Consider the following 13,100-nt stretch of genomic DNA (forward strand, 5'->3'; position numbering starts at 1 on the left):
CGGCAACAAAAAACCCGCGCGACGCAACATGACGATCGCGCGACATCAGGGAAGGACCGGACCGGCCATGCGCAGGATCATCACGGGCATCATCGCGATCGCCAGCGTCTTCCCCCTCGCCGCGCGCGCCGAGATCGTCCGCTTCGATATCACCGAGCGCGTGCCGGCGTTCTCGGGGCGCACCTTTGGCACCGTTGGCGCCTATGAGCGCATCACCGCGCGCGCGACCTTTGCGCTCAATCCCGCCGACGACCGCAACGCCGTCATCACCGATCTCGCACTCGCGCCGCGCAACGCCGACGGCAAGGTCGAGGCCACCGCCGATGTGGTGATCCTGCGCCCGACCGATCCCGCCCATGGCAACGGCACACTGCTGCTGGACGTGCCCAATCGCGGCAGAAAACTCGCGCCGCAATTGTTCGACGATTCCGCTCAGCCCGGCGCCAACAATGCCGACAAGGCCGAGGACGCCGGCATCGGCTTCCTGCACCGCCAAGGTTTTACGATGGTCTGGGTCGGCTGGCAGGGCGACATCCCCTCCAAGCCGGGACAACTCGCGATGACAGCACCGGTGATCAAGAACATCACCGGGCCCGCGCGCGAAGAAGTCGTGTTCGACAATACGACGAGCCCAGCGCGCGCGACGCTGACCTGGCCCGCCGCGGATGCCGCCAACCTCAACGTCACCGTACGCGCCGCCTGGGCCGATCCGCGGCAGACGCCGCCTGGCCTTACCGCAAAGCTCGTCGATCCCAACACCGTGGAGATCACCCGGCCCGACGGCTTCGACGCCGGCGCGCTCTACGAGATCACCTACACCGCGCGCGATCCGGTACCGCTCGGCATGGGCTATGCTGCCGTGCGCGACGTCGTCAGCTTCCTCCGCCATGACGAGACGCAGACCAACCCGCTGCTCGACGGCCTGCATCCCTCGGTCAGCCGCGCTATCGGCTTTGGCGTCTCGCAATCCGGCCGCTTCCTGCGCGACTTCCTCTATCTCGGCTTCAACGAGGACCTTCAGGGCCGCATGGTGTTCGACGGATTGATGCCGCATGTCGCCGGCACGCGGCGCATGGCGACCAACGTCCGCTTCGGCCAGCCAGGCCGCAACCCGCGCCACATGCAGGATCCAGCGTGGCAGGCCGATCTCTTCCCCTTCACCTATGCGACGCTGAGCGATCCCTATTCCGGCAAGACCGACGGCGTGCTGCGCCGCTGTTCGCTCTCGGTCACCTGCCCCAAGGTGATGCAGACCGACAGCGAGCACGAATGGTGGGCCTCGCACGCCTCGCTGCTGGTGACTGACCTTGCCGGCAACCACCTCGACCTGCCCGACAACGTCCGCGCCTACATGATCGCGGGCACGCCGCATTTCGCGGAAGCCGCCGACGTGATGAAGAAGGGCTTGCCGGCGATGTCGCTGCCGCAAAACCCGATGCATGCGGGCATGCCGATGCGCGCGCTGCTGACCGACCTCAACGCCTGGATCAGCGATGGCACAAAACCGCCCGCAAGCCGTGTCCCCATGCGCGCCCACGGCACGCTGGTCGCAGCGCAAGGCGCCGTGCCGACCGACATCCCCGGCCTGCCCTATGCCGGCATCCACACGCTCGCCGCCTTCTCCGACCAGAGCGTGCTGCCGCCGAAGGAGATCGGCCGCTATCCCGTGTTCGTGCCGAAGGCAGACGATGACGGCATGGCGATCGCCGGCATTCGCCAGCTCGCACTCGCCGTTCCGCGCGCGACCTACACCGCATGGAATCCGCGCGCGCAGGGTTTTGGGCCGACCGCGCTCTACCCGCTGCAAGGCGCGGTCGTGCCGTTCGCACCGACCGAAGCGGCGCGGAAAGAAGTGCATGATCCCAGGCTGTCGATTGCCGAACGCTATGCCGATGACGGCGCCTATGTGGCCGCGGTAAAGCGTGAGGCGGCGCGGCAGGTTGCGGAACGGATACTTGTGCCGGAGGATGCTGAGCGCGCGGTGGAAGCCGCGAAGCAAGGCAAGCTGGCGAAGCTTGGTCAGTAAGGCATATGATCTTCGCACAGACTCAATTTCCACCAACCCATTTAACCAACCCATTTAGGAGAGCACTTTGAAGAGCTGGCAGCGATTGGCGCGTACCTTGGGAGCACTTGGACTTCTTTCCATCATCAGCAGCGTGACTGGACAATCGGCCTACGCCGACGGCTCCGTATCGTCGCTGGGCATGGGCTACGGCGCCCGTGATGCCTATGCGTTTGCAAAATTCCAGGCGGTGATTTCGCAATACAATGCCTCGGGCGAACGCTTTCGCATCGAGAGCCACTGTCAATCCGCCTGCACCATGTTCCTGTCGATCCGCAATGTCTGCGTCACGCCCGGCGCAACGTTGCTGTTCCACGCCGGCGGCAGCATGCAAAAGGGAATTGTCAGCCCCTCGTCCACCCAGCAAATGCTCAGCACCTATAACGACGCTTTGCGCAAGTACGTCACCGACAACCATTTCATGGACACCTTCGCCTTCCATTCGATTTCGGGGAGCGAGATCATCAAGCGCTTCGGCTATCCGGCGTGCCGGTAGGCCGACAGGGCCCCGCGGGTTACGGCTTGCCGTGACCCGCCCCGGGGCCTTCTCAAAAAATTCGCATCCCCCTGTCGGAACGCGCGCCTTTCATCCGTCCTATGCTTGAGACAGCACGGAGATAGCGCATGTCCGACCTCACCTTGATCACCTACGACTGGGTTCCCCCGCCGCCGCGCGGCTATGTCCGCGACCTTCGTGTGCGCTGGGCGCTCGAAGAGGCTGCCCTACCCTATCGCGTCGTCAGCACACCATTTGACGACCGCGGGCCTGCGCATCTGGCGCACCAGCCGTTCGGCCAGGCACCATGGCTGACCGATGGCGATCTCTCGATCTTCGAGACTGGCGCAATCCTGCTGCATCTCGGCGGCCTCAGCGACGCGCTGCTGCCGACCGATCCGCGCAGCCGCGTTGAGGCGACGGAATGGGTGTTCGGCGCGCTCAATTCGGTGGAGATGGCGAGCCTACCGTGGACGATGCTGAAATTCATGGGCCAGCCGGGATCGAAATTCTTCGACGACTTTCTCAAGCATCGCCTCAAGCACATGGAGATGGTGCTGGCCGACCGCGAATGGCTGGCGGGATCCTTCTCCGTCGCCGACATCCTGATGGCGGACGTGCTGCGCGTCGCCGAACGTTTCGGCGGGCTCGCGGACAGCCCTGCCTGCCGCGCCTATGTCGCACGTGCCACGGGCCGTCCGGCATTCGCAAAGGCGCGCGCAGACCAGATGGCGCATTTTGCGGCCGGGGACGCGGCGCGCGGAGCGTGACCCACCGCATGTAGTTAACCCAGGGTTAGCCATACGCTGGCGGCCACTGGAACGAAGCAATTTGCCTCAAATTATTCCGGCGGAAGGTGACACATGGCCCGCATCGACTATCTCAGAGAGCAAGTAGCCCGCGCCGAGCGTCTGGCGAAGGCGATCCTCGACCAGCAAACCGCGCAACGGCTTCAAGCCCTCGCCGCCGAATGTCGCGCGGACATGCAGGTTCTGTCTCTCAAGGCTGCCGCGTAAGACAGCGCGTCACACCAGTTTCATCGGCGTATCGGCGACCACACGCAGATCTATCCTGCCGATCAACGCCGAACGACGCGCCTCAGCAGCGCCGATCGCATCGTCCGTCTGCCGCAACGTGCTGATGTTCGAGCCAAGCGAGACGATGCCGCCGAGCACCAAGGCGATCGAGCCGAGCGCGGCAGTCTGACCAAATCCAAACAGTCCAAGGATGGTGACCAAGAGCAGCGCCGCACCGCTGCCGATGGCGATCTTGGACGCCAGGATGTATTTCCGGCACCGCTCGGCGATCTCGGCGAGCCGCTCGATCCGGGCTTCGATGTCGGAGATTTCGTCCGTCGGATCGTCTTCGGTCATCGTTGCGCAAGCTCGATCGCGAGTTCTAGTTTACGTCGAACCACTTTCGTGAGGTGCCTGCGGTACTCCTCAAGCTCGCTTTTCTCGAACACAATCGCTGTGCTGCTCGGATCGCGCGGAAGCTCAATATGAACGATATTCACCCCGTCAACGAGGATATCGTACAGTTCTTCTGTTTGTTCTGGAATGTAGCGTACGACGTAGACATTCCGAGTGATCGACTGCAGACGCTGCCGAAGGAGTGAAAGCAATCGCCGTGACCCCGGCGCCGATAGCAGGTACTCGCGGCCCGCTTCCAGCTGCCCAATCATTTGTTTTTCCGACAGACGGTGCGGCGTCACTACGCTTCCCTGCTTCCGGCCAGTAGCCCGCATGAGAAGCGACATGCGGGATCTGAATAACAACCCGGATTTCGCTACGCTCCATCCGGGCTACGTCCATCTCACAACGGCAAATTGTCGTGCTTCTTCGCCGGCGTTTCCACCTTCTTGTCCTTCAGCATGGCCAGCGCGCGGGCGATCCGCTTCCGTGTCGAGTGCGGCATGATGACGTCGTCGATGTAGCCGCGCTCGGCGGCGATGAAGGGTGACAGGAAGCGGTCTTCGTATTCCTTGGTGCGGGCGGTGATCTTGTCGGGGTCGCCGATGTCACTGCGGAAGATGATCTCGACCGCGCCCTTGGCGCCCATCACCGCGATCTGGGCGGTCGGCCAGGCGTAGTTCATGTCGGCGCCGATTTCCTTCGAGGCCATGACGTCGAAGGCACCGCCATAGGCCTTGCGGGTGATGATGGTGACCAGCGGCACGGTGCACTGCGAATAGGCGAACAGCAATTTGGCGCCGTGCTTGATCAGGCCGCCATATTCCTGCGCGGTACCGGGTAAGAAGCCCGGCACGTCAACGAAAGTGACGATCGGGATGTTGAAGGCATCGCAGAAACGAACGAAGCGCGCGGCCTTCCGTGAGGCATCGCTGTCGAGCACACCGGCCAGTACCATCGGCTGGTTGGCGACGAAGCCGACGGTGCGGCCCGCGATGCGGCCGAAGCCGGTGACGATGTTCTTGGCAAAGCTCTCCGCGATCTCGAAGAAATCGCCCTCATCGACGACCTTCAGGATCAGCTCCTTCATGTCGTAGGGCTTGTTCGGATTGTCGGGGATCAGCGTGTCCAAGGACATGTCGACCCGGCCGATGTCGTCGAAGCTCGGCCATTCCGGCACGCCGTCGGTGTTGTTGGACGGCAGGAAGTCGATCAGGCGCCGCATCTGCAGCAGCGTCTCGACGTCGTTCTCGAAGGCGCCGTCCGCGATCGAGGAGCGCGTGGCGTGCACGGAGGCGCCGCCGAGCTCTTCGGCCGTGACGACCTCGTTGGTGACGGTCTTCACCACGTCAGGGCCGGTGACGAACATGTAGCTGGTGTTCTTCACCATGAAGATGAAGTCGGTCATCGCAGGCGAATAGACGTCGCCGCCGGCGCAGGGGCCCATGATGACGGAGATCTGCGGGATCACGCCCGAGGCGAGCACGTTGCGGCGGAACACGTAGGAATAGCCGGCGAGCGCGGCGACGCCCTCCTGGATGCGGGCGCCGCCCGCGTCATAGAGGCCGATGATGGGCGCCCGCGCCTTCATCGCCATGTCCTGAAGCTTTGTGATCTTCAGCGCGTGGGTCTCGGACAGCGAGCCGCCGAACACCGTGAAATCTTTGGCAAAGACAAACGTCTTGCGGCCGTTGACGGTGCCCCAGCCGGTGACGACGCCGTCGCCGGGCACCTTGTTCTTCTCCATGCCGAACTCGGTGGAGCGGTGCTCAACGAACATGTCGAATTCCTCGAACGATCCCTTGTCGAGCAGGAGCTCGATGCGCTCGCGGGCGGTCAGCTTGCCACGGGCGTGCTGCGCCTCGATGCGCTTCTCGCCGCCGCCGAGCTTCGCACCGGCACGACGGTCTTCAAGGGCGTCCAGGATATTCTTCATTTGCTCCCGCCAGTTCTTAAGCCTTAAGTGATGCGGGGTTCTAACACGGCATTTTGCGGGCCGGGAAGCCGCTTTCGGCGCCGCAGGGCTGCCTTGCCGCAGCGTGAAAGCGCAAGGAATTACAAAGTTTTGCCTGGGAGGGGACCATGGACGAGAGAGCGACTGACCCAAGCTCTGTGACCGGCGGCGTCAGGATCCTGCTGCGGCTCGAGGGGCTGACCCTGTTCGTCGGCATGACGGCGCTCTATGCGGCCTGGGGCGGCTCCTGGACGGTCTATCTGCTGCTCTTCCTGGTCCCCGATTTGAGCTTCCTGGCGTACCTGTCGGACGCCAAATTCGGCGCGCTGGTCTACAACGCCGCCCATAGCTACATGGCGCCGGTGACGCTACTGACGTTCGGTTTTGGCTTCGCCTCGCCCCTCACACTGTCCATCGCCTTGATATGGCTCGCCCATATCGGCATCGACCGGGCGCTGGGATATGGCCTGAAATATTCCACAGGCTTCGGCTTCACCCATCTCGGGCGGATCGGCCGGCAGAAGGACGCTTGATCTTTGCGGCGGCCGCCCCGCTTCGGCTGATTGCCGTAGCCCGGATGGAGCGGAGCGCAATCCGGGGTTCGTGCCCACAGCTGCACTGTCCCGGATTTCGCTGCGCTCCATCCGGGCTACAAAACTGTATTTGCCGCGCCAGCCAGTTGACCCGGCCGGGCGATTCAGGCTTGCTCGGGCTTACGATCAGGCGCCGAATGTTGCGTGAGCCCAGTCGGTACGGCGGCGGTCATTACGCCCTGGCTCCAGCATCACCCTCATGTCCGCGACGGTCGTCCCTCTGCCGAATCCATCGTCCGAGACCACCGACTTCCTGCGGCGGATGGCCAGCATGGTGTCGGGACGGAACGGCGAAATGCTGCTGCGCGCGGCAAGCCTGATTGAATCGCTCACCCACCGGGCGATGTCGGCCGAACGGCTGTTTCACGAGCAGCAGGAAGAGAGCAAGCGCCATGCCGAACGGCACAAGGCTGCCGAGCTTGCCTCCGACGCGATGGTCAACCAGATCGCCGCAATGCGGACGCAGCTTGCAGAGGTGACCGCGGCCGCAGCGGCCGAGAGGGCGGCGTTCGACGCCGAGCGCGGCAAGCTGCTCGACCTGATGCAGAATGCGGAAAGCCACATCGGCAAGCTCACCACCGAGCTCGATACGTTGCGCGCCTCCGTCGACAGCTTCAACGAGACCGTGATCTCCGTGCCGATCGAGGTACTGCGGCTGGCGCGGACCCAGTTCGACCATCTCTCGCGGAGCTTTGAGCGGAAGGGCGATGTGATCTCGCAGGCGATGAGCGAGATCGGCGGCTTCGCCATCGATCAGGCGCTGACGGCGAAGAAGCCGGCCGACAAGGCGTGATGCACCCGCGCGCAAATTGACAGCGCGCACACCCGTTGGTCTACTTCCCAAAAATCACTGGGGAGGATCCGATGCCGACGGTATTCCGCGTCGCCATGGCGCTCATCGCGTTTTGCGCTTCAACCGTGCTCGCCAGCGCGCAGTCCCTGCCCAAGGACGCTCCGGCCCGCACCGAGATCTTCCCGATCCCCTCGCTCACCCTCTCCGACCAGCAATTCCTCAGCGGCGATGCCGCGGCCGGCAAGCCGGTCACGGTCGCCGGTGAATTCCGCGTCGCGCAAGGGACAGGCAAGATGCCGGTCGTGGTGCTGATGCACGGCTCGAGCGGCGTCGGCGCCACCACAGAAGCCTGGGTGCACGAGTTCAACGCCATGGGCATCTCGACCTTCGTGATCGACGGTTTTACCGGCCGCGGGTTGACGGTGACAGGACCGAACCAGGCCCTGCTCGGCCGGCTTAATCTGATCATCGACATCTACCATTCGCTGGAGATCCTGGCGAAGCACCCTCGCGTCGATCCCGACCGCATCGTGCTGATGGGTTTTTCACGCGGAGGACAGGCGACGCTCTATGCGAGCCTCGACCGCTTCAACAAGCTCTGGAACAAGTCCGGCGTGCAGTTCGCCGCCTACATTCCGTTCTATCCGGATTGCTCGACGACCTACCAGACCGACACCGAGGTCACGGCGCGCCCGATCCGCATCTTCCACGGCACGCCTGATGACTATAATCCCGTAAAGAGCTGCAAGGCCTTCGTCGAGCGGCTCAAGGCGGCCGGGCGCGATGTCGTGCTGACCGAATACCCCGACAGCGCGCACGGCTTTGACAGCGGCCTGCTCGGCGTCAACACGGTCACGGTGTCGGCCAACGCGCAAACCGTACGCAACTGCCATATCAAGGAAGGTGACGGCGGCGTGCTGATGAACGGCGATACCAACGCGCCTTTCACCTACAAGGACACTTGCGTCGAGCTCAACCCGCATGTCGGCGGCAATCCCTCCACGGCCGCGGAGTCGCGGAAAGCGGTGGTGGAATTTTTGCAGGCGCTGTTCAAGCTGGGATAGGAGCCGCATGCTCCGTCATTGCGAGCGTAGCGAAGCAATCCAGAATCTTTCCGCGGAGGGACTCTGGATTGCTTCGCTGCGCTCGCAATGACGTGTGGAGAGAGACGCACTCGCTCGCCAGCTTGTAAGCTAGCTACCGCGCGCGGCCTGACAGCCGCAGCACGAATACGAGGACTTCGGCGACTGCCTTGTAGAGATCAGGCGGAATCTCCTCGCCGAGCTCGACCTTGGAGAGTGCGCCGGCCAAAATCTCGTTCTCCTCGATCGGGATGTCGTTGGCCTTGGCGATCTCGACGATCTTGGCGCCGATCGTGCCCTTGCCCTTGGCGACGACAACAGGCGCGCCGCTGCCCTTCTCGTAATGCAGTGCGATTGCGAGCTTGGACTCCTCGCTCACGTGGCGCGATCCAGGAAATGCCCGGCACGCGCCGGCGGTGCTTGCGGCGGCGTGCCGTCGCGCACGATGATGTCGCCGGGCTTAAGCTCGGCTTTGGTCAGCGCCTGATTGAGCTCACCGATCCCGGCGCGGAGCTGCTGTGCCGTCGCCGGCCGCTCGGCCCACATCCGCACAAAGGTCTTGTCACCGTTGAGCGTGATCAGCGCGTGCACGGGACCGCTCGGCTCGACATTGAGCGTGAAGCGCGCGCGCCAGGCGCGCTTGGCGGGATCGGCCTGCTCGTTGCCGCCGTCGCGCGAGATCTCGAATTGCGCCATTGCAGTGCCCTGCGCCGTCGCAAACGGAATCTCGAAATTCCACTGCGGCGCGGTCGGATCGATGCGATGGCCGCTGGCAGCGACGCGATCCGGCAGCGAGGCGACCTGCAACAGCGTCTGCCGCGCGATCGCGGCATCGGTGTCGTCGAGCAGACGATGCACGGTCGCGGCGAGCGGCGTGTCTGGTGTCAGCGACGGCGAGGCGACCGCTTGCGGTGACGGCAATGCGCCGCGAAACGGCGGTGGCGTGGTCGTACGCGCGGCCGCTTCGAACGCGTGACCATCGGGCACGGCCCTGTTGGAGCCAGGCACATTCCCGGTCAGGCGCGGCAGGTCTTGCGTGACCTCTTGCAGCAGACTCGCGGCAAGGCCTGCGGAGATCGTCCGCGGTAACGCAGCCTGCGGTGCGTCGACCATGTCGGCAAGCACGGTGGCCACGACATTGGCGCTGCGCTGCATTTGCGGCGATTGGGCCATCGCTGCGTCAGGCAGCGCCGCTTGCACGGCCTCGCCTGCAACTTGAGGCGGCGAGCTTGCGGCCTGCGGAGTGGTGACGGCGTTCGTCGCAACCGCAGCGGCCTGTGCCGGTGGCGCGCCGGTCTCAAGCGTGCCTGATGTCGCCGCCAGCGTCTGGCGCAGCACAAGCAGCGCTGCTTTCAAATCCGGCACCGCGCCTGACGGCGGCGTCGTGCCTGCGGCGAGCGAGGCCTCGAGAAACAGACCGGACCTCTGGAAGGCGGATTCGATATCGCCGCCATCGAGGGCGGCGTTGAGCGGCGTCTGTTGCGCCAGCACGTCCAGCACGGCCTGCTGCAGGCCGGCCGGCAAATCGCTGCCGGCCACGACGGAAGCCAGATTGGCGAACAGCGGCGCCTGGCTGCCCTGCTTGGTCACGGCCTCGGCCGAGGCCGCGGTGACGGCGACCTGTTCGGCCGGCGTCAGCGGATTGCGGGCCCCGGTCGCGGATGGCGCAAGCGGCGGGCTGTCGACCAGCGACGCCGCCGTCGGCGTCAGCGTGACCTGATCTGCACTCGCCCCGCCTGCTCCGTTGATGACGGCGAGCCTGGTGGTGCCGTCGTTCTGCGATACCGCGAGCTGAAGATTTTGCCCTGGGGTCAGCGACACCTCGGACATCACGTCCATCGAGAGGTTGGCGATCGCGATCCGCACCAGATTGTCGGCGAGCACGCTGACGACCCTGGCATCGACCACGCTGCCGGCCTGCAGCACAAGATCGGGCGTCGCCGCATCAGCCACGGGGCTGGCGGCACTGACGGGAACGATCGAGCTTATCGGCGTCGGCATCTTAAGGGGCCCAGGGAGCGCGAATCCCACCCTAAGGTCCCGTCGTAAACCTCTCGTTAAGGACCTTTGGCCGCAGGCGGGTTCACGGCCGCCAACACCACCACGGCGGCGTCGAAATCCCGCAGCCGGGTCGCCCGGCGGGCGGCCGCCTCTTCGTCCACGCCCCACTGGTCGATGTTCCAGTCCTCGTCGACATGGGCGGCGGCCCAGACCTGGCCGGCGTCGCGCACGCCATGGGCCAGCGCCAGCGCCAGCAGCGCTGAGCCGGTCAGGGTCGTCACGATGTGGAGGGCGGCGACCGACCAGGGATCCTCCGGAAGCGCGGCGCGGGCGGCCCGCAGCGCCTCGTCCGGCTGCTTCACGTGCATGATGCCTTCGGACAGGATGAAATGTGCCCCCAGCGCCTCTGCGGCCCAGAACAGCACGGGGTCCCAATGCGCGGCCTCGCGGGCGACCAGCCCCTCAGGGTGGCCGGCGCGATAGAACAGCAGGTCGGTCTCGAGATATTTTGCGAGGTCATCCGTGACGAGCGCGACGCGGTCGACCACGCCCTCGACCACGCTGTTGGCGATCCGCGTCAGCGGCATGGTCACGGGATCGATCGCCTCGCCCTGCGCGGCCCATTCCGCGGCCACGGCATCGGCGAGCGGCCGCGCCGGGATCACCACCTGGCGGCCGGAGGGCGTCCGGATCGGCTTGCCGTCGAGGGTGATGCCGAATCCGCCCTCGGCCTCCGCTACGCCCACCTCCTTGTAGAAGCGCTTGCGCAGCGGCGTGCGTGCGGAGGCACGCGCCGATTCCCGCGGATCCGGCGGGGGCTGGCCGGCTGCCTCTTCGAACAATTCGCGCATGTGAGTTTTCGGTCTCCGCCGCTGAATGCAGGCTTTTAAAGTAAGATCGGCTTTTAAGGTAAGATCGGCGGCCGATAAAGCGAGCGGGCATGAGGGAACTTGCGGGCATTGCGGCCCTGTTCGCCGGGCTTTGGCTGGCCGCGGCGGAGGCCGGCTTTCGCACCCCGGAATCGCTCGTCCGCAACGTCTACGCCTACTACGGCGAAGGCGCGCCGGAGCTGTCCAAGGGCCTGCCGCGGGATGATGCGACCACCCGGCAGTTCTTCGACCCCTCCTTGCGCAAAGCGTGGTCCGCCCCGCGGACCGAGCCCTATGATTTCCTGGTGCAGAGCCCGAGCTGGAAGCTCGGCCCGGTCGCGGTCGCGATCATCCGCAGGCAATACGACAAGACTTATGTTGCAGCGAACTTCGACAATCACGGCCGGCCGGTGACGCTGAACTTCATCCTGGTCAACGGTCCGGAGGGCTGGCTGATTGCGGATGTCGAGAGTCCGCATGATAGCTTGCGGATGTTTTTGGAGCAGTTCCGGAATTGAGGGAGGCTGCAATCGCCCCCCTATCCTCGGTGCCGGGACGACATCGCGAAAGCCCCTACTCCTCCGGCGCGTTCTCGATCGGATCGAACCGGCTCGCGTCCAGCCCGAGCAGATTCCACGACTGCTGCATGTGCTGCGGCAGCGGCGCGGTGGCGTCGATCACGCCGCCGCGCGGATGCGGGATGACGATGCGGCGCGCAAGCAGATGCAGACGGTTCTGCAGGCCGCCCGGCAACTGCCAGTTCTCGATGTTGAAGTATTTGGGATCGCCGACGATGGGATGCCCGATATGCTCCATATGGGCACGCAGCTGATGGGTGCGCCCCGTCACCGGCTTCAGCGACACCCAGGTCAGCTTGTTGCCGGCGGTCTCGACCACCGCGTAATAGGTCACCGCGTGGCTGGCGCCCTCGTCGCCATGCTGCGCGATGCGCATGATGGTGTCGTCCTCGCTCTCCTCTTTCGCAAGGAAGGTCGAGATGCGGCCCTGCTTCGGCTTCGGCAGGCCCGGCACCAGCGCCCAATAGGTCTTTCGCGCCGAGCGCGAGCGGAACGCGCCGGTCAGATGCGAAGCGGCGAAGCGCGTCTTGGCTATCAGCAGGCAGCCCGACGTGTCCTTGTCGATCCGGTGCACAAGCCGTGGCTTCTGGCCCTTGGAATCGCGCATCACCTCCAGCATCTGATCGATGTGTCGCGTTGTGCCGGAGCCGCCCTGCACCGCAAGCCCGAACGGCTTGTTCAGCACGAGGACGTCGTCATCCTCGTAGATCGTCATCTCCTTCAGCGCGGCGAGCGTCTTTTGCGCACCTTCCGACAGCTCGCCGACGGCCTTCGGCGTGTCGAGCTTCAGCGGCGGGATGCGGACGCTCTGCCCCTCCTCCAGCCGGTCCTTGCTGTCGACGCGCTTGCCGTCGACGCGCAGCTCCCCCTTACGGACGACGCGCTGGATGTGAGAGAACGACAGGCCGGGAAAGCGCGCCTCGAGAAAACGGTCGACGCGCATGTTGTTCTCGTCGGCCGTCACCTTGACGGTCTGCACCTTGGTCGGCAGCAGCGCCTCAACCGGCTTCGCAGCAGCCGGCTCTTCCATTGCAACCTTGGGCGGGCGCCGTTCGGCGCGCTCGGCTGCAAAGCGTGGCGGCTTCGGACCTGGTTTGCTGCCGGGCCGCGCCCCAGCTTTCTTTGCGCCGCGCGCCTTGGACGGACGCGAATCGTCGCGCTCATCACGCGAACGGGGCTTTGGGTTCATTCTCTTGATGCGGCGGCTCATAATGCCTGCCTAGCCCAAAAGCGCCCTTCCGTCACGACGAAATGGCG

At 65.0% G+C, this 13,100-nt stretch carries 15 protein-coding genes; 8 read left to right on the plus strand and 7 right to left on the minus strand.

What is annotated here, in order from left to right; translation table 11 throughout:
• Positions 1 to 67: 67 nt before the first annotated feature.
• From ACLFLU_RS26290 to ACLFLU_RS26305, 4 genes are all read left to right on the plus strand, one after another.
• The gene (locus ACLFLU_RS26290; RefSeq protein WP_426407709.1) at positions 68 to 2,026 is read left to right on the plus strand and encodes an alpha/beta hydrolase domain-containing protein; all 1,959 of its coding nucleotides are present in this window, start codon (positions 68 to 70) and stop codon (positions 2,024 to 2,026) included.
• A gap of 67 nt (positions 2,027 to 2,093) precedes the next feature.
• On the plus strand, positions 2,094 to 2,561 hold the full coding sequence (locus ACLFLU_RS26295; RefSeq protein ID WP_426407710.1) for a hypothetical protein: 468 nt from the start codon (positions 2,094 to 2,096) through the stop codon (positions 2,559 to 2,561).
• 128 nt (positions 2,562 to 2,689) lie between these two features.
• On the plus strand, positions 2,690 to 3,331 hold the full coding sequence (locus ACLFLU_RS26300; RefSeq protein ID WP_426407711.1) for a glutathione S-transferase family protein: 642 nt from the start codon (positions 2,690 to 2,692) through the stop codon (positions 3,329 to 3,331).
• A 93-nt stretch (positions 3,332 to 3,424) separates the two neighbouring features.
• Positions 3,425 to 3,577: a hypothetical protein gene (locus tag ACLFLU_RS26305; RefSeq protein ID WP_426407712.1), complete on the plus strand. Its 153-nt coding sequence runs from the start codon at positions 3,425 to 3,427 to the stop codon at positions 3,575 to 3,577.
• Between the two features lie 9 nt (positions 3,578 to 3,586).
• Here ACLFLU_RS26305 and ACLFLU_RS26310 read toward each other — a convergent pair whose 3' ends face one another.
• The 3 genes from ACLFLU_RS26310 to ACLFLU_RS26320 are packed head-to-tail and all read right to left on the minus strand — an operon-like array spanning position 3,587 to position 5,909.
• Entirely contained in the window at positions 3,587 to 3,934 is a 348-nt protein-coding gene (locus tag ACLFLU_RS26310) for a hypothetical protein (RefSeq protein WP_426407713.1), read from the minus strand.
• Positions 3,931 to 4,320 carry a hypothetical protein gene (locus ACLFLU_RS26315; protein WP_426407714.1) on the minus strand — a complete coding sequence of 130 codons (390 nt, stop codon included), beginning with the start codon at positions 4,318 to 4,320 and terminating at the stop codon, positions 3,931 to 3,933. Before ACLFLU_RS26315 ends, ACLFLU_RS26310 begins: the two co-directional genes overlap by 4 nt.
• Before the next feature lie 56 nt (positions 4,321 to 4,376).
• On the minus strand, positions 4,377 to 5,909 hold the full coding sequence (locus tag ACLFLU_RS26320; RefSeq protein WP_426407715.1) for an acyl-CoA carboxylase subunit beta: 1,533 nt from the start codon (positions 5,907 to 5,909) through the stop codon (positions 4,377 to 4,379).
• 146 nt (positions 5,910 to 6,055) lie between these two features.
• Between ACLFLU_RS26320 and ACLFLU_RS26325 the strand changes: the two genes are divergently transcribed.
• The 3 genes from ACLFLU_RS26325 to ACLFLU_RS26335 all read left to right on the plus strand — a co-directional run bounded on the left by ACLFLU_RS26325 (position 6,056) and on the right by ACLFLU_RS26335 (position 8,377).
• Positions 6,056 to 6,460: a DUF4260 domain-containing protein gene (locus ACLFLU_RS26325; protein ID WP_426407716.1), complete on the plus strand. Its 405-nt coding sequence runs from the start codon at positions 6,056 to 6,058 to the stop codon at positions 6,458 to 6,460.
• A gap of 259 nt (positions 6,461 to 6,719) precedes the next feature.
• A complete protein-coding gene (locus ACLFLU_RS26330) occupies positions 6,720 to 7,313 on the plus strand; it encodes a hypothetical protein (protein ID WP_426407717.1) in 594 nt (197 codons plus the stop codon).
• Positions 7,314 to 7,384: 71 nt separating this feature from the next.
• The gene (locus ACLFLU_RS26335; RefSeq protein ID WP_426407718.1) at positions 7,385 to 8,377 is read left to right on the plus strand and encodes a dienelactone hydrolase family protein; all 993 of its coding nucleotides are present in this window, start codon (positions 7,385 to 7,387) and stop codon (positions 8,375 to 8,377) included.
• 133 nt (positions 8,378 to 8,510) lie between these two features.
• On the opposite strand, the gene ACLFLU_RS26340 is transcribed toward ACLFLU_RS26335, so the two are convergent.
• From ACLFLU_RS26340 to ACLFLU_RS26350, 3 genes are read right to left on the minus strand one after another with little or no spacing between them, the layout of a single operon-like run.
• Positions 8,511 to 8,774 (minus strand): EscU/YscU/HrcU family type III secretion system export apparatus switch protein, encoded by a 264-nt coding sequence (locus ACLFLU_RS26340; protein ID WP_092228441.1) that lies wholly within the window; start codon positions 8,772 to 8,774, stop codon positions 8,511 to 8,513.
• Entirely contained in the window at positions 8,771 to 10,396 is a 1,626-nt protein-coding gene (locus ACLFLU_RS26345; RefSeq protein WP_426407719.1) for a flagellar hook-length control protein FliK, read from the minus strand. The genes ACLFLU_RS26340 and ACLFLU_RS26345 overlap by 4 nt, the downstream gene beginning before the upstream one ends.
• A 56-nt stretch (positions 10,397 to 10,452) precedes the next feature.
• On the minus strand, positions 10,453 to 11,247 hold the full coding sequence (locus ACLFLU_RS26350) for an ATP12 family chaperone protein (RefSeq protein ID WP_426407720.1): 795 nt from the start codon (positions 11,245 to 11,247) through the stop codon (positions 10,453 to 10,455).
• An 89-nt stretch (positions 11,248 to 11,336) separates the two neighbouring features.
• Between ACLFLU_RS26350 and ACLFLU_RS26355 the strand changes: the two genes are divergently transcribed.
• Entirely contained in the window at positions 11,337 to 11,783 is a 447-nt protein-coding gene (locus ACLFLU_RS26355) for a hypothetical protein (RefSeq protein ID WP_426407721.1), read from the plus strand.
• Positions 11,784 to 11,838: 55 nt separating this feature from the next.
• Here ACLFLU_RS26355 and ACLFLU_RS26360 read toward each other — a convergent pair whose 3' ends face one another.
• The gene (locus tag ACLFLU_RS26360; protein ID WP_426407722.1) at positions 11,839 to 13,053 is read right to left on the minus strand and encodes an RluA family pseudouridine synthase; all 1,215 of its coding nucleotides are present in this window, start codon (positions 13,051 to 13,053) and stop codon (positions 11,839 to 11,841) included.
• Positions 13,054 to 13,100: the final 47 nt, after the last annotated feature.

The organism is Bradyrhizobium ganzhouense (genome assembly GCF_049949285.1).
Taxonomy (GTDB): domain Bacteria; phylum Pseudomonadota; class Alphaproteobacteria; order Rhizobiales; family Xanthobacteraceae; genus Bradyrhizobium; species Bradyrhizobium ganzhouense.

Coding starts and splice junctions, on each gene's coding strand:
- ACLFLU_RS26290 (WP_426407709.1), top strand. CDS start 68: ATGCGCAGGATCATCACGGGCATCATCGCGATCGCCAGCGTCTTCCCC.
- ACLFLU_RS26300 (WP_426407711.1), top strand. CDS start 2,690: ATGTCCGACCTCACCTTGATCACCTACGACTGGGTTCCCCCGCCGCCG.
- ACLFLU_RS26305 (WP_426407712.1), top strand. CDS start 3,425: ATGGCCCGCATCGACTATCTCAGAGAGCAAGTAGCCCGCGCCGAGCGT.
- ACLFLU_RS26310 (WP_426407713.1), bottom strand. CDS start 3,934: ATGACCGAAGACGATCCGACGGACGAAATCTCCGACATCGAAGCCCGG.
- ACLFLU_RS26315 (WP_426407714.1), bottom strand. CDS start 4,320: ATGTCGCTTCTCATGCGGGCTACTGGCCGGAAGCAGGGAAGCGTAGTG.
- ACLFLU_RS26320 (WP_426407715.1), bottom strand. CDS start 5,909: ATGAAGAATATCCTGGACGCCCTTGAAGACCGTCGTGCCGGTGCGAAG.
- ACLFLU_RS26325 (WP_426407716.1), top strand. CDS start 6,056: ATGGACGAGAGAGCGACTGACCCAAGCTCTGTGACCGGCGGCGTCAGG.
- ACLFLU_RS26330 (WP_426407717.1), top strand. CDS start 6,720: ATGTCCGCGACGGTCGTCCCTCTGCCGAATCCATCGTCCGAGACCACC.
- ACLFLU_RS26335 (WP_426407718.1), top strand. CDS start 7,385: ATGCCGACGGTATTCCGCGTCGCCATGGCGCTCATCGCGTTTTGCGCT.
- ACLFLU_RS26345 (WP_426407719.1), bottom strand. CDS start 10,396: ATGCCGACGCCGATAAGCTCGATCGTTCCCGTCAGTGCCGCCAGCCCC.
- ACLFLU_RS26350 (WP_426407720.1), bottom strand. CDS start 11,247: ATGCGCGAATTGTTCGAAGAGGCAGCCGGCCAGCCCCCGCCGGATCCG.
- ACLFLU_RS26355 (WP_426407721.1), top strand. CDS start 11,337: ATGAGGGAACTTGCGGGCATTGCGGCCCTGTTCGCCGGGCTTTGGCTG.
- ACLFLU_RS26360 (WP_426407722.1), bottom strand. CDS start 13,053: ATGAGCCGCCGCATCAAGAGAATGAACCCAAAGCCCCGTTCGCGTGAT.